We start from the raw sequence: 19521 nt of genomic DNA on the forward strand, positions 1-19521 counted from the left end.
TTGGACGATAGATAGAAAAACAGAATGGCATGTAACCATTCTGTTTCGCGATGTTAACGGGTGCGGATTTTACTTCACTTTTTCTCTTGCTAGCAACTGAGAAATTACTACAAGAACCAAAGAAACAATCAGCATGACCGTTGCAAGGGCGTTCACTTCCGGTGAAATGCCCACCTTAACCATTGAGTAAATCTTCAATGGTAGGATTTCGTATGTTGGACCTGTCACAAACGAGCTAATAATTACGTCGTCCAGAGACAGGGTAAAGCTTAGTAGCCAACCCGCAGCAACCGCTGGTTTAGCGAGAGGAAGGATGATCTGCTTTAAGATTACCCATTCGCTTGCACCAAGGTCTTTTGCTGCTTCCAACATCTTCACATCAAAGCCATTTAAGCGGCTGTACACTGTTACCACAACGAACGGTAGACAGAACGTGATGTGAGCAATCAATAGCGTAAAGAAGCCAAGCTGTGCGCCTAATACGAGGAACAGAGCAAGCAATGAAATCGCCATTACAATATCTGGAGACATCATTACGACAAACAGCATGCCGTTTACTGCGCCTTTACCTTTGAACGAGTAACGGAATAGAGCAACGGCTGTCAAACTACCAATAATTGTAGCAGCAGTTGCAGAAAATACCGCGACGTTCAATGAATGCCATGCAGCCTGCATTAGGCTGTCGTTATTAACTAAGGTTTCGTACCACTTAGTAGTAAAACCACCCCATTTCATACCGAACTTGTTGGCATTAAATGAGTTAACAATTAAGACGATGATTGGTAGATACAAAAATGCATATACCAGCGCCATAAAGCTAAATCTAACTGTGCGTCCCATTAGTCTAGCTCCACTTTCTTATTCAATAGTTTGCCTGCTCTGTAGTAAGCGTAAAGCATCACAGCCATTGCGAAGGTGAGGGCGATACTGGTCGCTGCACCAAATGGCCAGTCACGAGCGTTCAGTACTTGGCTCTTAATCACGTTACCAATCAGTAGGTTCTTCGCACCGCCTAGAAGGTCAGAGATGTAGAACATACCTAGTGCAGGTAGTAGAACCAACAAACAGCCACCGATAATGCCAGGCATTGTCAGAGGGAGAATCACTTTAGTAATGGTTTGGAACTTGTTCGCACCAAGGTCTTTTGCTGCCTCGATGTAAGTGTTGTCCAACTTCTCAATCGCCGAGTAGAGTGGCAAAATCATAAATGGAAGTAGGATGTACACAAGACCGATCATTACTGCTGTTTCGGTGTACATTAAACGCATCGGCTTATCGATGATTTCCATCGCCATCAACGATTTGTTCAAAATGCCCTGAGTACCAAGAACAATCTTCAGACCGTAAGTGCGGATCAGAGAGTTAGTCCAGAACGGTACAATCACCAAGAACAACATGAACGGACGCCATTTCTCAGGCATTTTCGCTACGATGTAAGCAAATGGGTAACCAATCACCAGACACAACAAGGTTGCGATGATCGCCATGTAGAAAGAGTGCATCAACACTTTTGCATACAGAGGATCGAGTAGGCGAAGGTAGTTGTCGAAAGTAAACGTTAATTCAATTAGGTTCGCTTCATCACGCGTCAAGAAACTCGTACCGATAATCATTAGGTTTGGTACTAACACAAACAGTGTTAGCCAGCCAACGATTAGGGTAATGATCGCGTTCTGAAGATTAAGCTTCTTGCTTATCATTTAGTACTACCTCCCAGCTCTCAACCCAAGTAATAGCGACTTTCTGGCCGAGGGAGTGGTCCACATCTGGATCATCTTCGTTAAAGAATTCGCTTACCATCACGCGCATGCCTGAATCCAACTGGATAACTGAATCAAGCGTCATACCTTTATAGGTACGCTCTGTTACGTGACCTACGATGCCTTTTTCTTCAGACTCTTTGATCTCTTCGATGCGTAAGTCTTCTGGGCGAAGTAGTACTTGTAGCTTGTCACCTGGTTGAGCTTCTTGATCGTAGTAAACAACTGACTCAACACCTTCGATTTCTGCACGGATACGGTTCTCGTCGATACGCTCTAGCATGGTTGCGTTGAATACGTTGATCTCACCGATAAAGCGAGCAACAAATAGGTTCTTAGGTTCTTCATAAATCTCACGTGGAGAGCCGTCTTGCTCGATAACACCGTCGCGCATAACAATAATGCGGTCAGACATCGATAGGGCTTCTTCCTGATCGTGCGTAACGAAGATAAAGGTAATACCAAGTTGACGCTGAAGTTGTTTCAGCTCGATTTGCATTTGCTTACGCAATTTGTAATCAAGTGCAGATAGAGATTCATCTAGCAGCAGTACTTTTGGCTTATTAACAACCGCACGCGCAATCGCGATACGTTGTTGCTGACCACCAGAAAGTTGGTGAGGCTTACGTTGTGCCATTTTTTCAAGGCGAACCATACGTAAAGCATCCATCACTCGTGGCTCGATCTCTGCTGCAGGGGTTTTCTGCATACGAAGACCAAATGCAACGTTTTCGAATACGGTCATATGAGGGAAGAGTGCGTAACTCTGAAATACCGTGTTGACGTGCCTTTGCTCTGCAGGAACCTGTGTTACATCTTGGTCATCTAATACGATTTGACCGTTGTCTGCCGTCTCAAAGCCCGCAATCATGCGTAAAACCGTTGTTTTACCACAACCCGATGGACCAAGAATCGTCAGGAACTCACCATGATTAACATCCAGATTTAAATTACCGATGATCTCCTTGCCATCGAAACTTTTGCTAATACCAGATAGACGAACTACTGGCTTTCCTGCTTGCTGTTTAGCGTTCAACGTCTGTATTTCTCCCACGTTCAAGTTGGGGTGGATCCAATTGATGTGACATTAGTCATTCACTTTTGAGGCGCGCATCATAATCACCAAAATTGTGAAATCAAAGCATTTTCTTATCTTGAAACAGAAAAAATTTTGCAGGCAAAAGTAAACATTCCTTACCATACTGTTTTTATGACAGTATTTGTGCTTCCACTATCACTTCGTTAGGTATTAGTTTCGCTGGCAAATGTTTGCTATTTCATAGATTTGCAAGTGGTTAATTATCGACCAAATGGTAGAATTTGCAAGTATTTAGGCGTTGTTATGATTTTAGACATGCAAAGATTTCTTTATAATGACGCCCTAATTAATTAGCTGGTTTTTCAGCATATATTTTAAAAGTTAGCCTTGGATAACATATGAACAACGATTTTGAGAAAGATTTTAATCTTGGAGGGAGTATTGAGCGCGCTCTTTCTGGCCAATACGAACTAAAAGCCGGAGCAGTTTTTAGTGAAGCTTGGCGTATCACTATCCAACAATTCTTATCCTTTTCTCCGGCTATCATTTTATTGCTCTTTGTTCAGCTAGGTATCTTTTATATTGCATTACAACTTCAGTTAGGAAACCCAAGCGTCATTCTTGATGCACTTCAAGACCCAGAATCATTTACAACCGATATTGTGTCTGCCATTTATGTAGCAAACTTTAGCTATGAAGTAATCAGTGCGCCAATTTATGCTGGTATTAGTTTGATGGCGATGAGTCATGTAGCGGGCTTAAAGACAAAAGTACGTCATGTAGGTAAGGGACTTCAATTCACAGTTCCAGTGATCTTGGCGACGCTGTTTAGCCTTATGATGCAGGGTGTAGCAGGAATGATTTTCCCGTTGCTGTCTCTTTACCTTTCTTTGGCATTTAGCCACTCTATCTTGTTGATTTGTGAGAAAAGAGTTCCTCCAATGCAGTCGCTTCTGTTATCACTTCGTGCAATCAATAAGAAGCTTTTTGTCGTCGCAGGGCTTTACTTAGGCGTGATGTTGATGTTTATTATTGCAGCAATGTTCTACGGAATCGGCTTAATTTTCGTGTTACCGTTCTTTTTCCATTTGAAGGGTATCCTTTACCGCGAAATGTTCGGTATTAAGTTGAAGATCGTGGCAACACAGAAAAATGATAACGATCACGATGGTAAATCTCAGGTGTTTGATGCCTAAATCTTTAAAATCTATGAGTTTACGAGTGGCGGCGATCACAATAGCCGCCACTTTTGTTTCTATTGGTCCTTATTTGCATTATGACCGTGAGTATCGCAAGGCGATTGACCCACAAGTAGTGCATAGACCTGTTTCGCACCCAGACCTGTCACATCTTCCGTATATTGGTGATATTCCAGATTTCAATTCGATTACAGACACGAAAGATAAGAAGACGGCATTTTTCGACTTCCTTCGTCCGAAAATCGCGTTAGAAAATCAGCGTATCGAGAAAGAACGTGCTTTCTTGACTTCTTTGAAAGTCGGAGAGGTAAGTTCGGAGCAAACGTCATACGCAGAGCGTTTGGCTGCACTTTATTCCTATCCATTGAAGGATGGTACAGTCACACAAGCTTGGTTGGATGAAATGCTCAAGCGCGTCAATGTGTTGCCTGAAGCACTAGTGTTAACCCAAGCTGCCAATGAATCTGCGTGGGGAACCTCTCGTTTTGCAACTCAAGCAAATAACTTGTTTGGTCAATGGTGTTATAAGAAGGGCTGCGGTATTGTTCCTGCAAAACGCGGCGCAGGTAAAACACATGAAGTAGAGAAGTTTGACACTGTTCAGGAATCTGTACACGGATACTTTATGAATGTGAATCGCAACCGTGCTTATGCTGATTTACGCGATATTCGCGCTAACTTAGCTGAGAAACACAAGGATTTGTTATCTGTGGCGACAGCATCTGAATTGACTCATGGTTTGCTTGCGTATTCCGAACGCGGCATCGCCTATGTTAATGACTTACGTGCAATGATTCGTCACAATAACTCTTACTGGACACAATAAAAGAAATAACGGATCGGATGAAGAAGTTAAGCCTAAGTTTACTAGGCAGTGCGGTACTGGTCTTAGCATCGCCTGCAACTCACGCGCAAGAATACATGTTCACGTATTCCAAGCTCTATACACAATTGAAGAATAATGCGAAAGAAGGCCACGATGATGTAAAAGTTGGTGTGTTCTTTGTAGATGCAGACACCAAGCAGTTGTGTGAGATTGAAAAAGCATGGATGGAAAAAGAAGAGCATTACGAAGAGTTTGTGATTCCGGCTTCTAAGGAGCTTCCAATTCCAATCGACAAAAACCTGAAGTCAGCGAATCCGCTTGTCTTTGTGCAAACTCCGAAAGATACGCGATGTGATTATTCTTTAGTTGTAATGACTAAACATCCGTTACAGGGTAGCGTTTCATACGAGCAACTAACGCCATTAATGCCACAAATGCAGGCTTTACTTGAAGATCTTGGTGGTATGTTTGCAGGCTGGTTCACTCCAGAAGTTCAAGGTGTGACGATGGAGTTTGCTGATGCTCTTAATGATACGATTACCTTCTCTAATGGGACAGAGAAAGCAATCGTGGATGGAAAAGTTCAAGTTGCACTGAGCGAAATTGGTGAAGGTGGGCACATGACACTCCCTCAACCAACAACTCGTGTATTACCTTATCTTCCCAACGCGAAAAAATAAGCGTTAAGAAAAGCAAGAAGGGTCGCAACTGCGGCTCTTTTTTATTTCTAATGTACTCTCACCATTTTTTCACACTATTTATTGACGACTCCATCACACAAACATTTAATCCTGCGCAAAAAGCTCGTATAATCCACGCCCCAAAGAAACCCATGTTAGGAAGCCCTGGTCGATTTATCGGCGATGTGAGAGCCCGCAATGAACCAAGTAGATACAAGAAAAGAAACCCTAGAATTCAACAAGCTTCAGAAACGCCTAAGAAGAAATGTTGGAAATGCCATTACTGATTACAACATGATCGAAGAAGGCGATGTTGTAATGGCATGTATTAGTGGTGGTAAAGATTCATTTGCGATGCTTGATATCCTGCTGAATCTACAAAAGGCAGCACCAATCAAGTTTGAAGTGGTCGCAGTTAACCTTGACCAGAAACAGCCAGGTTTCCCTGAGCACATTCTCCCAGATTACTTTGAAACGCTGAACATTCCTTACTACATCGTAGACAAGGACACTTACTCAGTCGTTAAAGAGAAAGTGCCAGAAGGCAAAACGACGTGTGGTCTATGCTCACGCCTTCGTCGTGGTACGCTTTACTCGTTCGCAGAGAAGATTGGCGCAACTAAACTGGCGCTTGGTCACCACATGGATGACATTGTAGAAACAATGTTCCTGAACATATTCCATGGTTCTCGCCTTAAAGCGATGCCGCCAAAACTTCGTTCAGACGATGGTCGCAACGTTGTGATTCGTCCTCTTACTTACTGTCGTGAGAAAGACCTGATCAAATACGCAGAGCACAAAGAGTTCCCAATCATTCCTTGTAACCTCTGTGGCTCTCAAGAGAACCTTCAGCGCCAATCGATTAAAGCAATGTTGATCGATTGGGACAAGAAAACGCCTGGTCGCGTAGAAGCGATCTTCAAGTCAATCCAGAACGTAAGCCCAAGCCAGCTTGCTGACCGCGAACTGTTTGACTTTGAAAACCTTCCACTAGATCGTGAAGGTAACCGTGAAGAATACGAATTCAGCGAAGCGATTGTGTCTTCGACGAACATTGACGAGTCAATGTTTATCGATGTCACCAACATTTGATTCTAGGAGGCTAAGTTAGCCTCCTTTTTATTACGTGTATAACGCAATGATAGACATAAAAAATCCCCCAGTTATTGGGGGATTTTTATTTCTGGATAACGTTACAACTTATTAAGTCGCCGTATTTGGATCAAGTGGACTGATATAACCGTTTGGTTTCAATGCCAGTACGTCACAATTGATCTTATCAATCACATGCTCAGCCGTGTTACCAATAAACACTGCAGAAAGCCCTGTGCGTCCGGTTGTACCAAGAATAACCATTGCCGCATTTAGCTTTTCAGCCGTTGCAGGGATGATGTCTTCTGGTAAGCCTTGCTCAACGATAGTTTGCTCTTCATCCAGTCCGTGTTTTTGGCGAAGCGCTTTCATTGCTGTTAAGTGATGACCACGCACTGCGTCGGTATACGTCGTTGGGTCAAACTCAGGCAATTCGATCGTGATATTCGCCGGTGTAACCGGATAAGCATTAACAAGATACGGGTCTGCATCAAGACGATTAGTGATTTCTTTTAGACGCTCGACCATCGAATCGTTCAAGTCAATGTGCGTAGGGTTTTCAGAACCAACATGGACAGAAGCAAGAATCTTCGCATGCTCTGGCCAATCAGCATTTTTAATCAAAAGTACAGGGATAGGGCACTTACGCAACAAATGCCAATCTGTAGGAGTGAAAATGACGGATTCTAGAACATCGTGTTTACGCGTTCCTTTAATAACGATGTCGTGACCGCCAGCAAAGACTTCAGCAATGATCGCTTCATAAGGGCGATTATGCCAAACAACACAAACATCAAAGTCGAAGCTATCGTCTAAATACGGTTGGGCTATCTTACGCATCCATTGTTCACGTTGGTGGATAACACCGCGACGCATAGCATCTCTTTCATCGACCGACAGCATTGAGGTCATGTCATACGAAAAATCGTAGATTGACAGAAAGAAAGTGATTCGGCTTCTGGATACACTTTTTCGAGCGAGTTGAACTGCTCTTGCAAGTGCTGGCTGCTCATCATTATTGATGTCAGCAACAACAAGGATCTTACTGTATATACTCATATCTAAGCCCACTTATTATTGTAAAACCAAATACTGAATATAAGGTAAATCAGTATATTGGAGTACACAAGGTACATTTTTACTGTAGCTCAGTTTGGGGAAGAATTTGAGGACTTTCGAAGGGATTTTGGAAGAAATATGATGTAGCTCATTTTCGAGCTACATCAATTGATAGGGCAAATTAGTCTTTGCTGACGCCAGCAAGTTCCATCAATGCATCGTGATCTAAGATGGTGATGTACTTACCTTTTACGCTCAGAATTTCAGATTTCTGGAAGCGACCAAGTAGGCGGCTGATGGTTTCAACTGTTAGACCGAGGTAGTTACCAATATCACCACGAGTCATGGTTAGACGGAACTCTCGAGGGCTAAAACCACGTTGCGAGAAACGTGTTGATAGGTTGTAAAGGAAAGCCGCAAGACGTTCTTCAGCATTCTTTTTAGAAAGCAGAAGGATCATTTCTTGGTCACCTTTAATTTCGCTACTCATTAGACGCATGATCTGCTGACGAAGCTTAGGCATTTTGCCTGATAGGTCATCAAGGATTTCGTAAGGAATCTCACAAACCATTGAAGTTTCAAGTGCTTGAGCAAAACTTGGGTGTAGATCGCCCGTGATTGCGTCAAAACCTACAAGGTCACCTGCTAAGTGAAACGCAGTAATTTGCTCATCGCCTTGTTCTGTAATGGTGTAGCTCTTGATTGTGCCAGAGCGGATAGCGTACAGAGATTTTAGCTCATCACCTGCTTTAAAAAGCTCTTGGCCTTTTTGGATTGGCTTTTTACGCTCGATGATTTGATCCAACTGATCCAGTTCAGACTCGTTTAGAGTGAACGGAATACACAGTTGGCTAATGCTACAATCTTGGCAATGAATCGCGCAACCACCTGATTGGATACGCTTTGTTGCAGGTTTTTCAGAAATCATAACAACCTTTCACTATTTGATATACATCAATATTTTATCACTGCTTACTCCTAAAGGGTAGCAAAAATATGATGGAAAACGACTTTGATGCTATATGAAACCAAGCATTCTCATCGCACCAGCGGCAGTATACATGCCATAGCTTATTAGAATTAATGCTGAGATGTTTCTAAATATTAACGATTTTTGCAATTTCTGAAAGTGACTCGCGCCGTACCCGACCGCTAACATGGATGGAAGAGTGCCGAGTCCAAATGCCAACATGATTAATCCACCGTTCAATGCGCTCCCAGAAACAGCAGACCACGTGAGTGCTGAGTATACTAAGCCACATGGTAGCCATCCCCAAATGAAACCAAATGGGAATGCGTGCGTCGGATGTTTTAGCGGCAACAGGTGCTTGCCTGCAGGGGAGATAAACTTCCAGATATACTGACCTGCTTTTTCAACAACAAGCAGTCCTTGCCACCATTTGGCAATGTAGAGCGCAACTAAGATCATGAAAATTGCAGCGACAAATCGAAGCCAAGCGAGAGATTGGGTTAAACCACTCAATTCTGACAGGCCTGATATAGCACCACCAACAATAGCACCAATCAAAGCGTAGCTGGAAAGCCTGCCAAAGTTATAGAAAAGAGGAATAGAAGAAGATGGTTTGTTGTTCGGTGCACCCATGGAGAGTAACGAGGCAATTCCGCCACACATTCCCATACAATGACCGGCCCCAACGAGACCGATCATGAACGCACCAATAAAATCTGGACTCATAGGGTAACGTTATGGTTTTTTGTTATTCGGTTTTTCGTCTTCATCAAGAAGAATGTTGTGACCTTGTCGCTCTAAATCCTCAAACTGATCGCTACGAACAGCCCATAGGAAAATAGCAACAGCGACACAGACCAATACAATGGCGATAGGGATTAATATGTATAGACTTTCCATGTTTGATCTCTCATTTACTTCTCTTTAAGCAGTCGCAACGAGTTGGATACAACAATAATAGAACTTGCCGACATACCAACAACGGCCACGTACGGTGCGACTAAGCCTGCAACTGCCAGCGGCAAAATTAACAGGTTGTAGCCCAAAGACCAAGCCAAGTTTTCTCTGATTATCTTTCTAGTACGTATCGCAAGCAATCTCGCTTCTAAAAGCTTCTCTAAATTATCGCCAAGAAGCGTCATATCTGCAGAAGCTTTAGCGACATCTGTACCTCCACCCATGGCAACGGAGAGGTGCGCACCGGCTAGTGTTGGAGCATCGTTTATACCGTCGCCAACCATCAGAGTTATATCGTCTTTGTCTAGCCCCTTAAGATACGCGAGTTTGTCTTCTGGTTTTGCCGATGCGATCACATGGTCGATGCCCATTTCATCGGCAACCGGCTGAGCATTTTGTAATGAATCTCCAGTCAACAACGTGGTTTTAATACCAGCGTCAGCAAAACGTTGAATAAATTCTTTACTCTGTTTACGAATAGGATCGCGGTAGTAGAAAGTCGCAACATGGACATCATCCGAAGAAAGGTATACTGCATTGCTTTCATCTCGGACTTCACCAACAACAAAATTTGCGCTGCCGATTTTTACTGTTTTATTACCCCAAATACCTTGAATACCCGAACCAATGACATTTTGAACGTCATTAACAGTGAGATCTTCTCGACCAAAATCAGCAAAAGCACGAGCAATAGGGTGGTTAGCATGAGCCTCAAGTGCTGCTGCAATCGCGAGCGCTTCGGCTTCCGTTATGCTAGCAAAGGTTTTGGTTTCACTTATTTCGATGTCGCCTTTGGTTAAGGTGCCTGTTTTATCAACAACAAGGTGATTAATCTTACACAGTGTCTCGAAAACATGACCTTTCCGCAGCAAGATACCAAAATTGCCCATACGAGATGTTGCACAAGTTAGTGCTGTTGGCGTTGCTAAAGATAGAGCACACGGACAAGTAGCGACCAAGACAGACAACATAATCCAGAACGCATCATCAGGTTTGGTTTGATTCCAGTAGAACCATGTGCCTGCCGAAATGATAAGAATAGCACCAACGAAATAGCGTGCTACCACATCCGCGATCTCGGCGATCTTAGGTTTGGAATGCTGCGCTTCATCTTGAAGACGCACAATATTCGAAATCATCGAATCTGCTTTCGAATTGGTGACTTTTAATTCGAAAGATTCATCTCCATTCAATGTTCCTGCGTATACCGCATCGCCCGCTTTTTTTACTACGTGAACAGATTCGCCAGTCAGCATTGATTCATCGATATGTATGCGACCTGACATCACTTTGCCATCTGCAGGGATGTGTTCGCCAGGGAGAACGCGAATACGGTCACCAACCTTTAAGGTCTTTACCGGGATTTGTTCACCGTCTAGCGTTGTAGCAATCGCAGGGATTAATTTGAGGAGGTTGCCGCTAGCTGCGGCTGCCTTACGGCGAGCTCGCATTTCCAAGAATCGACCTACTAGCAAGAAGAAGGTAAACATCGAAATGGATTCGAAGAAGACTTCACCTTGCTCAGTAACTGTCGCAACCAAACTTGCGACATAAGCAAAGATCAATGCAATGGAAACAGGAACATCCATACCCAGTGTACGGCCGCGAATACTGCGCCATGCATTGAGGTAGAAAGGAAGCGCTGAATAGAGCAGAACAGGGGTTGCGAAGATTAAACTCACCCAACGGAAGTAGTTTTTAAACTCCGGCTCTAAATCGCCAAAGACTTCCAAATACAGAGCTACTGCGAGCATCATGACCTGCATCGTTGCAAGGCCTGCGATACCTAGGCGGTATAGGTACTGCTTCATCGTATGATGGTAGGCAGCTTCTTGCTTATCTGCTTCGAAAGGCGCTGCTTTATAGCCAAGTTTGTGAATGATAGAGAGTAATTCACTAAGGCGAACTTGTGTCTTATCCCACGCAAGCAATGCACGGTTAGTGGTGGTGTTCACACGAATAGAAACCAAACCTTTGACACCGGACACTTGTTTTTCAATCAACCATGCACAAGCTGCACATGACACGCCTTCCAGTGATAGTGTAACTTCAGACGTATTTTCATGATTGCGAACAAACTCAGATTGAACATCTTCGTTGTCATAATGAATGAGAGCTTGTAGCTGTTCAGGAACTAAGTCTGCTTTTTCTGCAGGCGCCGTTCGATATTGGTAGTAGGAAACTAAACCGCTGTCGACAATAGTTTGCGCCACAGTTTCACAACCAGGGCAACACATGTCGCGAATTTCACCTAATATTTCTACTTTGAAATCCGTGTTGGCTGGTACATCTTCACCGCAGTGATAACAGGATTTACACATAGACTTACTTCATTAATGTTGTTGGTTGCGCAGGGAACTCGACTCGACCTTGAATCATCCATTCTTTGTTGTGTGGTTCAAGCTCGACGAACCAAGGGCCCTGAATAGAATCTTCAGGTGTTAAACGATAATTACCTTTTGCATCTGCTGTAAGCAACTTCGTGAAGTCACGGTCTGGCAACGTACGGTGTGTGAACGTTGCAGTTAGAGCAGGGAAGTGAGGCAACTCGCCTTTATTGAAAGCGATAACAACCGTGTTCTTATCAGAAGAGACTGTAGCGTTAAGACCAAGGTCACGAGCGACATTCATTTTACTGATGTCGATATTGATGCCTTTGCCTTTTTTATAGTAATCCTCAGCGACCAAAGATACCGAGTTGTTGGCGAATACGACTACTGTAACGACCGTCCATACTACAACCGTCAGAGGTAGGATGATCAGGAACCACGGCCAAAATTGTTTATACCAAGGCTTTACCATAAAAAAGTTCTCAACAGCTAAATGAAAAAATGTAAGGCTTTAAATTTAAAGGAAAGACAGCCCCTATGAAAGGGGCTGTTATTGAAATGTTACTTATTGTCTGAGTTGCTTAAACTCCAGACGTATGCCGCGACAAGCTGAACTTTGTCTTCGCCTAGAATGTCCTTCCAAGCAGGCATTACACCAGAGCGACCATTCATAACTGTTTCGGTTACCGCGGCGCGCGAATCACCGAACAACCAAGTTTGATCAGTTAGGTCGGGAGCACCTACAGCAGGGTTACCCTTACCATCTGTACCGTGACAAGCTGCACACACAACGAAACGCGCTTTACCAGCTTCCGCTTCACGTGCATTCACTTTACGACCAGATAAGCTTAGCGTGTAGCTTACGACTTCTTGAACACCTTGTTCGCCAAGTGCATCTTTCCACGCTGGCATCTGACCGATACGGCCTTGCATGATAGTTGTAACGATAGCTGCTGGCTCGCCGCCGTATAGCCATGCGTTGTCAGTTAGGTTAGGGAAGCCAGTTTGACCTCGAGCATCAGAACCGTGACATTGTGAACAGTTCTGCAGGAACAAACGCTGACCAACCTTAATTGCTTCAGGATCTTGCGCAATCTCTGGGATAGGGCGTAGACCATCTGCGTTATGAGCAAGGGCACGGAATGCTTCACCGAAGTATGCATCTGCGTCATCTAGCTCTTTAGCGTATTGGTTAAGTTGTTTGTTCTCTTGTGCTCGTGCGATGGCTTCTTTTGATTCTTCCAACGTACGAACGGTTTGATCTGAACTCTGCCAGTTTAGGAAACCTTTAAAGTTACCTAGGCCTGGAAAAAGAGCCAGATATACAGCTGCAAACACAAATGTGCTCACAAACAAGTATGTCCACCATTTTGGTAGAGGGTTGTTAAGCTCGCGAATACCATCGTACTCGTGGCCCATGTCTTCCCCTTCCTCGACGCCCATTTTATCTTTAGCGCACCAAGTCAGGAGGATCGCACAGCCAACTAGCGTACCGACAGTAATCACGATAATCCAGAGACTCCAGAATGTAGTCATTACTTCTTCACTCCTTGGTTATTTGGGGTCGTTTGTTCTTCGTCAGCAAACACCAAGTTAGCATCTTCTTCAAAACGTGCTTTACGTTTCTTGCTAAATGCCCACCATACGATGCCTATAAAACTAGCGAAGAGTACAACGGTATAAATACTATGAATTGTACCGAAATCCATATGACCCCCTTACTTCATTGCATGACCAAGAGACTGAAGGTAAGCGATGATTGCATCCATCTCTGTTTTACCTTCCACTTCTTTAGCCGCATTCGCGATTTGTTCATCCGTGTACGGAACACCGAACTGGTTGCGGAATACTTCTAATTTCTTCTGCGTCAGCTTGCCGTCTAGTACGTTTTCTTCAAGCCAAGGGAAACCTGGCATATTTGATTCAGGTACTAGCTCACGTGGGTCAATTAGGTGAACACGATGCCATTCATCAGAGTAACGTCCGCCTACACGTGCTAAATCAGGACCAGTACGCTTAGAACCCCATAGGAATGGGTGCTCCCAAACACTTTCGCCAGCAACAGAGTAGTGACCGTAGCGCTCTGTTTCAGAGCGGAAAGGACGAATCATCTGACTGTGACAAACGTTACAACCTTCACGGATGTAAATGTCACGACCTTCCATTTCCAGAGGAGTGTAAGCTCGCAGGTTTTCTACAGGCTCGGTAGTTTGCTTCTGGAAAATCAGAGGAGTGATTTCTACAAGCGCACCCCAACTGATTGCAAACACAATGAAAATAGCCAACAAACCGACATTACGTTCTAGGATTTCGTGGCGATTATTCGAATTATTACTCATTCTTTAATCTCCTTATGCCGGTTGAGGGATAGCTTTTAAGCTTTCTTTAGGCGCAGTTACCGTCTTGTACGTGTTGTATGCCATTAGGAACATACCGAATAGGAAGATGAAGCCTCCTAGGAAACGTACGAAGTAGAACGGGTAAGATGCTTCTACAGATTCAACAAAGCTGTAAGTTAGCGTACCGTCAGAGTTGACTGCGCGCCACATTAGGCCTTGCATTACACCAGAGATCCACATTGCTACGATGTAAAGAACAGTACCGATAGTTGCTAACCAGAAATGAACGTTGATTAGGCTAACAGAGTACATACGCTCTTGACCAAATAGACGAGGAACAAGGTGATATACAGAACCAATTGAAACCATTGCAACCCAACCTAATGCACCAGAGTGAACGTGACCAATGGTCCAGTCTGTGTAGTGCGATAGCGCGTTAACTGTCTTGATAGACATCATTGGACCTTCGAAAGTAGACATACCGTAGAAAGACAATGAAACGATTAGGAAACGTAGGATAGGGTCGTAGCGAAGCTTATGCCATGCACCAGATAGCGTCATGATACCGTTGATCATACCACCCCAAGATGGAGCGAATAGAACCAGAGACATCACCATACCTAGAGACTGAGTCCAGTCTGGTAGGGCTGTATAATGTAGGTGGTGAGGGCCAGCCCAAATGTACAGCGAAACTAGTGCCCAGAAGTGAACGATAGATAGACGGTAAGAATAAACAGGACGTTCAGCTTGCTTAGGAACGAAGTAGTACATCATACCAAGGAAACCAGCGGTCAATAGGAAACCTACCGCGTTGTGTCCATACCACCATTGAACCATTGCATCCACGGCACCTGAGTAAATCGAGTAAGATTTACCTAGAGCAACAGGAATTGCCATGCTGTTCACGATGTGAAGTACTGCTACTGTGATGATAAAGGCACCGAAGAACCAGTTAGCCACGTAGATATGAGAGGTATTACGCTTAACCAGTGTTCCAAAGAACACGACTGCGTAAGACACCCAGACAATCGCAATTGCGATATCAATAGGCCATTCTAACTCAGCGTACTCCTTACCCGAGGTAAAACCTAAAGGTAGGGTGATTGCTGCCGCTAGAATAATTGCTTGCCAACCCCAAAAGGTGAAGGCAACGAGTGGACCACCAAAAAGACGTGTTTGACAAGTACGCTGAACAACATAATAAGATGTTGCGAACAGGGCACTGGTACCAAACGCAAAAATTACCGCATTAGTATGCAATGGACGTAAACGACTGTACGTCAACCACGGCGTATCAAAGTTTAGCTGTGGCCAAACTAACTGAGCGGCAATCAAAACACCAACAGCCATACCAACTATGCCCCATAAAATGGTCACAAGGGTAAATTGGCGAACGACTGTATAGTTGTAGTTTTGTTCAAGCTGCTTTACTTGGCTCATTTGCATGCTTCCAATTTCTAATTAACTACACTTTACTTCCAACACGACTTGCGTCGTAACACCACCCAAGTAAACTCAAGAATTCAAGTGTTATCATCACTTTATTTCCATTGCTGACTTTAATAAAAAGTGGCATTTTCAGCGAGACACTATACTTGAATTAACAATTCAATGACAGAGTAGTAACCTTACAACGCCTCTGGAAATCATTTTTTATTTAAAAAGTTTGAAGTTTGTAACAAGGATATTAGGAATTATGGCCGCACAAAAGTTAACAAAGGCAAGACTTGCACAAATCTTAATCATGCTCAGTGTTTTAATTGGAGCATTTTTCTGGCGCACCTTTACTTATGAGACGAGCAGAGATGTGGATTGTTCACAAAAACAACGATGTGATGTAACAATTGGTCAGTCAAAAATCACCATAAATAAGAGTTCGAACGGTTTTTCGATCGAAAGCACAGAAATTGACAGTCTAAAAATTGATCTAAATCAATCTGGTCAATTTATTAACGTAGGTGATAAATATCGCGATATTGAGTGGAATAGTATTTCTGAGACAAAAGCAATTAATCTCAAAATAAACGAAAACATTGTCCAAGTTCATTTATAAATCAGATCTGACGCGAGATAATTGTATCTTCTTTGTGCAGTTAATACCTTCTTACCTAGCGCTTAATTTTCGCAATGGTATAACAGTAAAGTGATAAACAATAATAAAACCGTATGCAGTGCCAATCATTATTTACTCATATTACCGACGAATATTCAGCGATAGACAAATTTCGCTCAGAGTTGAGCCAGGATAATCTGTCCCATTTGATCTGTTATTACACAGAGGAGTATGACTTCAGAAAAATTCAACGTGCATTCGTTAAACTATTTCCTGAAGCCACCGTGCATGGAGCCAGCTCGTGTCAAGCAATCATGACCAACCATGGGTATCATCAAGGACCTGTTATTGCAGTACTTGCGATTTATGACTCCGGTCAGCACGCATACGGGACAGGGATTTCAACCTATGGGGCAAATTTAGAAACAAGCGTTGATGAGGCGCTTAATATGGCGCTTTTTCATGCAAATAGAGTAGGTGAAGTACCCAACCTGATCCTTCTTCATGCAACTCCGGGACATGAAGAATCGATTATCGAATGTATCGATGAGCGCTTTGGTACTTTGGTTCCCATTATTGGCGGATCGTCAGCCGATAACAATGTAAAAGGGAATTGGTCTGTAATCACGTCCCAAGGATATGAGCAGAACGGGGTAAGTCTTACTCTCTTCTATTCGTCTCAGGCAGTTGATACCGCTTTTAGTGCAGGGCACTCTCCAACAAGCATCACTGGTATCGCAACAAAGACTATGGGCCGCTGCCTTTTAGAAATAGACGACCAACCCGCACTAGATGTCTACCGCAAGTGGACCAAGCATCAAGAAACGCAATCGGACGAACAAAGCTTCCTATTTACAAACTCCAGTGCGTATCCTCTGGGACGTATTGCAGGGCACCTGTACGAGAGACCTTATTACAAACTGTCTCACCCAATCAGAGAAACAGAGCAGGGTGGCATCGAGCTTTTCACGAATATTGAAGAAGGTGAAGTTCTTACCCTAATGCAGGGAAGTCGTCAGCATCTAGTGGCTCGAGCGGCCAGAGTTGTTAACGCTGCTTTCAATCAAAAGTTAGAAGAGTCTCGAAAAATAGGAGTGATAAACATTTTTTGCGCGGGCCCTATGCTGCACTTAAAGCAAGATATTAATAGTGTTTGTGAACAAATTAACCAGGAATTAGATAACCTGCCTTTTATTTGCCCGTTTACCTTTGGTGAGCAAGGAAGATTTATAGGTGGCGAAAATGGACATGGAAACCTGATGATCTCTTCAGCAATTTTCCATAAACCTTATGAAAAATAAATATTTAGAGATATACCAACAAGAAGCGTTACAAGAGGCACTTGTCGAACTAAAAGAGGCAAGACAGCGAGAGAAGCTCTTGGCTGACGAAAACAAAGCAATCTTATCAGCCATTTCTGCCATGAGTGAGGCTCGTAATCGCCACGAAATATTTTCCGGCCTCAACAGCGTTCTAAAGAAATACATCGACTTTGATGACTTCATCGTCATCACCCGTGACTGCAATCAACAAAATTTCAAAACACTTCTATCGACAAATAGCGTCTTTGATAGAACTAGTTGGTTACCGGGTAACGCCTCGGAGAGGGCGCTCAATGGTGAGTGTATTTTGCTGTTTGAACCAATGCGGTTAAAGGAGTTTGAGGGGCTTAACTCCTTTATTAAAAGCCAGGTAAGTTCCATGCTTGTAACTGGTATTCGGTCTGAAGTAACACAAACTATCATCATACTTGTAGGTGCTCAAAAAGGTCACTTCAGTATCGAAAACAAAGAGACGCTTCGGCGTTTCAGACCTTTGATTGAAAGGGCTGTTATAGATATCGAAACTAAAGAGAAGTTACAACGTATCGTAGAGGTTCGCACCTCACAGCTTGCTAAGGCAAGAGAAGAGGCAGAAAGAGCAAATCAGTCTAAGTCAGAGTTCTTAGCCATGATGAGCCATGAGATTCGTACTCCGTTAAACTCAGTTTTGGGCATGCTCGACATATTGAGGCAATCGACTTTAACCGAAGAACAATCAGAAGTCCTTAATCAGATGGAATGCTCAGCAGATCTGCTTCTCGCAATCATTAGCGACATTCTTGACTTGTCAAAAATAGAGTCTGGTAGCTTTCATTTGAACGAACAGTGGACTAACCTTGGTGACGCTGTAACTCTTATCATTTCTCAACAAAAACAGGTAGCTAAAGCTAAAAATTTGAGTTTTGAGTTCGAGTGTAACCTCGATAAAAACAAGCAATATTGGATAGACTCAACACGCTTATCTCAGATTCTTTTTAACTTGATTGGCAACGCGAGCAAATTTACAGACTTTGGTGGTATTGATATCTCTGTGATTGAGCAAGATAGCGAACTTGTAATTTCTGTTGCTGATACTGGCATTGGAATTCCAAAAGCTAAGATTGGAAATCTCTTCACGGCTTTTCATCAAGGAGACAGCTCGATTACGCGAAGATTTGGAGGTACAGGCCTTGGACTGGCTATCACCAAACATTTGGTTGAAATGATGCGAGGAACAATCAGCGTTAAAAGTGAAGAGAATGTTGGCTCACACTTTGAAATTAAGATACCTGTGTTAACGAGAAATAATCAAGATAGACCGGTAAAGATAGAGCCCAACCATCCATCAAAAGCAATGAACCTTCTTGTTGTAGAAGATACGGAGTCTAATCAACTTGTGATTAAACTAATCTTAAACAAGTTAGGACATAATGTTTTTATTACGAGCCACGGCGCAGAAGCAATCGCATTTCTTGAAGAACAAAGGCAAAACATCGACATCATTTTGATGGACGTCTCAATGCCAATTATGGACGGGATAACAGCGACGAGGCTAATCAGACAGAAAGGCATTAATATTCCAATCATCGCGTTAACAGCTCACGCATTAGAAAGCGACAAGACTACATGCATGAAAGCCGGTATGGACGGTTTTGTTTCAAAACCAGTTCGACGACAAGAGATCTACGAAGCAATTCAGTCGCTAGTTGAAACCGCGTAGCGCGTTAATATAGATCTTAACAATCGTAGATTATTAAGATCTATATTAAGTATTTTATGGTAAATCGCCATTATGTTTAATGGCATTGCCAAAAAGCGCGGTATTTTAAAATCTGAGCGGGATAGGAGACCGAACTAGAAAAGATTTGGCGTACACGGACAGTTTATTTAACATAATATACATAATGCGCACTAAG

At 43.2% G+C, this 19521-nt stretch carries 20 protein-coding genes; 7 read left to right on the forward strand and 13 right to left on the reverse strand.

All coding sequences use genetic code 11. From position 1 onward, the window contains the following. Positions 1-69 precede the first annotated feature (69 nt). The 3 genes from potC to potA are packed head-to-tail and all read right to left on the reverse strand — an operon-like array spanning position 70 to position 2796. The gene (gene potC, locus KIV41_RS16145) at positions 70-840 is read right to left on the reverse strand and encodes a spermidine/putrescine ABC transporter permease PotC (RefSeq protein ID WP_005389180.1); all 771 of its coding nucleotides are present in this window, start codon (positions 838-840) and stop codon (positions 70-72) included. Continuing rightward, positions 840-1700, reverse strand: a complete 861-nt coding sequence (gene potB / locus KIV41_RS16150) for a spermidine/putrescine ABC transporter permease PotB (RefSeq protein ID WP_010447924.1) — start codon at positions 1698-1700, stop codon at positions 840-842. Before potB ends, potC begins: the two co-directional genes overlap by 1 nt. Continuing rightward, positions 1681-2796, reverse strand: a complete 1116-nt coding sequence (potA, locus tag KIV41_RS16155) for a spermidine/putrescine ABC transporter ATP-binding protein PotA (RefSeq protein WP_285337016.1) — start codon at positions 2794-2796, stop codon at positions 1681-1683. The genes potB and potA overlap by 20 nt, the downstream gene beginning before the upstream one ends. A gap of 401 nt (positions 2797-3197) precedes the next feature. Between potA and KIV41_RS16160 the strand changes: the two genes are divergently transcribed. The 4 genes from KIV41_RS16160 to ttcA all read left to right on the forward strand — a co-directional run bounded on the left by KIV41_RS16160 (position 3198) and on the right by ttcA (position 6596). Further along, positions 3198-3995: a hypothetical protein gene (locus KIV41_RS16160; protein WP_010447927.1), complete on the forward strand. Its 798-nt coding sequence runs from the start codon at positions 3198-3200 to the stop codon at positions 3993-3995. Then, positions 3988-4824 carry a glucosaminidase domain-containing protein gene (locus KIV41_RS16165; RefSeq protein ID WP_285337017.1) on the forward strand — a complete coding sequence of 279 codons (837 nt, stop codon included), beginning with the start codon at positions 3988-3990 and terminating at the stop codon, positions 4822-4824. The genes KIV41_RS16160 and KIV41_RS16165 overlap by 8 nt, the downstream gene beginning before the upstream one ends. A 17-nt stretch (positions 4825-4841) precedes the next feature. Continuing rightward, positions 4842-5504, forward strand: coding sequence for a DUF2987 domain-containing protein (locus tag KIV41_RS16170; RefSeq protein WP_285337018.1), 663 nt, complete (start codon positions 4842-4844; stop codon positions 5502-5504). Between the two features lie 198 nt (positions 5505-5702). Further along, the gene (gene ttcA, locus KIV41_RS16175; RefSeq protein WP_285337019.1) at positions 5703-6596 is read left to right on the forward strand and encodes a tRNA 2-thiocytidine(32) synthetase TtcA; all 894 of its coding nucleotides are present in this window, start codon (positions 5703-5705) and stop codon (positions 6594-6596) included. A gap of 111 nt (positions 6597-6707) precedes the next feature. On the opposite strand, the gene uspE is transcribed toward ttcA, so the two are convergent. The 10 genes from uspE to ccoN form a co-directional block, all read right to left on the reverse strand. Further along, on the reverse strand, positions 6708-7655 hold the full coding sequence (uspE, locus tag KIV41_RS16180; protein WP_005445783.1) for a universal stress protein UspE: 948 nt from the start codon (positions 7653-7655) through the stop codon (positions 6708-6710). A 181-nt stretch (positions 7656-7836) separates the two neighbouring features. Next, positions 7837-8583, reverse strand: a complete 747-nt coding sequence (locus tag KIV41_RS16185; RefSeq protein ID WP_005445781.1) for an FNR family transcription factor — start codon at positions 8581-8583, stop codon at positions 7837-7839. 90 nt (positions 8584-8673) lie between these two features. Continuing rightward, positions 8674-9351, reverse strand: a complete 678-nt coding sequence (locus KIV41_RS16190) for a sulfite exporter TauE/SafE family protein (protein WP_285337020.1) — start codon at positions 9349-9351, stop codon at positions 8674-8676. Between the two features lie 9 nt (positions 9352-9360). Next, a complete protein-coding gene (gene ccoS / locus KIV41_RS16195; RefSeq protein WP_010447939.1) occupies positions 9361-9525 on the reverse strand; it encodes a cbb3-type cytochrome oxidase assembly protein CcoS in 165 nt (54 codons plus the stop codon). Between the two features lie 14 nt (positions 9526-9539). Beyond that, entirely contained in the window at positions 9540-11903 is a 2364-nt protein-coding gene (locus KIV41_RS16200) for a heavy metal translocating P-type ATPase metal-binding domain-containing protein (RefSeq protein WP_285337021.1), read from the reverse strand. Between the two features lie 4 nt (positions 11904-11907). Further along, positions 11908-12384 carry a FixH family protein gene (locus tag KIV41_RS16205; RefSeq protein WP_010447941.1) on the reverse strand — a complete coding sequence of 159 codons (477 nt, stop codon included), beginning with the start codon at positions 12382-12384 and terminating at the stop codon, positions 11908-11910. 89 nt (positions 12385-12473) lie between these two features. After that, positions 12474-13448, reverse strand: a complete 975-nt coding sequence (gene ccoP, locus KIV41_RS16210) for a cytochrome-c oxidase, cbb3-type subunit III (RefSeq protein WP_010447942.1) — start codon at positions 13446-13448, stop codon at positions 12474-12476. Continuing rightward, the gene (locus tag KIV41_RS16215) at positions 13448-13621 is read right to left on the reverse strand and encodes a CcoQ/FixQ family Cbb3-type cytochrome c oxidase assembly chaperone (protein WP_005396487.1); all 174 of its coding nucleotides are present in this window, start codon (positions 13619-13621) and stop codon (positions 13448-13450) included. Before KIV41_RS16215 ends, ccoP begins: the two co-directional genes overlap by 1 nt. A gap of 9 nt (positions 13622-13630) precedes the next feature. After that, positions 13631-14251 (reverse strand): cytochrome-c oxidase, cbb3-type subunit II, encoded by a 621-nt coding sequence (gene ccoO, locus KIV41_RS16220; protein WP_010447943.1) that lies wholly within the window; start codon positions 14249-14251, stop codon positions 13631-13633. Between the two features lie 12 nt (positions 14252-14263). Further along, a complete protein-coding gene (ccoN, locus tag KIV41_RS16225; RefSeq protein WP_010447944.1) occupies positions 14264-15691 on the reverse strand; it encodes a cytochrome-c oxidase, cbb3-type subunit I in 1428 nt (475 codons plus the stop codon). 256 nt (positions 15692-15947) lie between these two features. Here ccoN and KIV41_RS16230 point away from each other — a divergent pair, with 256 nt between their 5' ends. The 3 genes from KIV41_RS16230 (at position 15948) to KIV41_RS16240 (ending at position 19325) form a co-directional block, all read left to right on the forward strand. Next, a complete protein-coding gene (locus KIV41_RS16230; RefSeq protein WP_010447945.1) occupies positions 15948-16304 on the forward strand; it encodes a hypothetical protein in 357 nt (118 codons plus the stop codon). 113 nt (positions 16305-16417) lie between these two features. Beyond that, positions 16418-17605: an FIST signal transduction protein gene (locus KIV41_RS16235; RefSeq protein ID WP_010447946.1), complete on the forward strand. Its 1188-nt coding sequence runs from the start codon at positions 16418-16420 to the stop codon at positions 17603-17605. Continuing rightward, positions 17595-19325: a response regulator gene (locus KIV41_RS16240; RefSeq protein WP_285337022.1), complete on the forward strand. Its 1731-nt coding sequence runs from the start codon at positions 17595-17597 to the stop codon at positions 19323-19325. Before KIV41_RS16235 ends, KIV41_RS16240 begins: the two co-directional genes overlap by 11 nt. Positions 19326-19521 lie beyond the last annotated feature (196 nt).

The sequence above is a fragment of the Vibrio sp. D401a genome (assembly GCF_030248515.1).
GTDB lineage: Bacteria > Pseudomonadota > Gammaproteobacteria > Enterobacterales > Vibrionaceae > Vibrio > Vibrio rotiferianus.

Coding starts and splice junctions, on each gene's coding strand:
- potB (WP_010447924.1), bottom strand. CDS start 1,700: ATGATAAGCAAGAAGCTTAATCTTCAGAACGCGATCATTACCCTAATC.
- ccoN (WP_010447944.1), bottom strand. CDS start 15,691: ATGAGCCAAGTAAAGCAGCTTGAACAAAACTACAACTATACAGTCGTT.
- KIV41_RS16230 (WP_010447945.1), top strand. CDS start 15,948: ATGGCCGCACAAAAGTTAACAAAGGCAAGACTTGCACAAATCTTAATC.
- KIV41_RS16190 (WP_285337020.1), bottom strand. CDS start 9,351: ATGAGTCCAGATTTTATTGGTGCGTTCATGATCGGTCTCGTTGGGGCC.
- ttcA (WP_285337019.1), top strand. CDS start 5,703: ATGAACCAAGTAGATACAAGAAAAGAAACCCTAGAATTCAACAAGCTT.
- KIV41_RS16235 (WP_010447946.1), top strand. CDS start 16,418: ATGCAGTGCCAATCATTATTTACTCATATTACCGACGAATATTCAGCG.
- ccoS (WP_010447939.1), bottom strand. CDS start 9,525: ATGGAAAGTCTATACATATTAATCCCTATCGCCATTGTATTGGTCTGT.
- KIV41_RS16170 (WP_285337018.1), top strand. CDS start 4,842: ATGAAGAAGTTAAGCCTAAGTTTACTAGGCAGTGCGGTACTGGTCTTA.
- potC (WP_005389180.1), bottom strand. CDS start 840: ATGGGACGCACAGTTAGATTTAGCTTTATGGCGCTGGTATATGCATTT.
- KIV41_RS16205 (WP_010447941.1), bottom strand. CDS start 12,384: ATGGTAAAGCCTTGGTATAAACAATTTTGGCCGTGGTTCCTGATCATC.
- KIV41_RS16165 (WP_285337017.1), top strand. CDS start 3,988: ATGCCTAAATCTTTAAAATCTATGAGTTTACGAGTGGCGGCGATCACA.
- ccoO (WP_010447943.1), bottom strand. CDS start 14,251: ATGAGTAATAATTCGAATAATCGCCACGAAATCCTAGAACGTAATGTC.
- ccoP (WP_010447942.1), bottom strand. CDS start 13,448: ATGACTACATTCTGGAGTCTCTGGATTATCGTGATTACTGTCGGTACG.
- uspE (WP_005445783.1), bottom strand. CDS start 7,655: ATGAGTATATACAGTAAGATCCTTGTTGTTGCTGACATCAATAATGAT.
- KIV41_RS16240 (WP_285337022.1), top strand. CDS start 17,595: ATGAAAAATAAATATTTAGAGATATACCAACAAGAAGCGTTACAAGAG.
- KIV41_RS16160 (WP_010447927.1), top strand. CDS start 3,198: ATGAACAACGATTTTGAGAAAGATTTTAATCTTGGAGGGAGTATTGAG.
- KIV41_RS16185 (WP_005445781.1), bottom strand. CDS start 8,583: ATGATTTCTGAAAAACCTGCAACAAAGCGTATCCAATCAGGTGGTTGC.
- KIV41_RS16215 (WP_005396487.1), bottom strand. CDS start 13,621: ATGGATTTCGGTACAATTCATAGTATTTATACCGTTGTACTCTTCGCT.
- KIV41_RS16200 (WP_285337021.1), bottom strand. CDS start 11,903: ATGTGTAAATCCTGTTATCACTGCGGTGAAGATGTACCAGCCAACACG.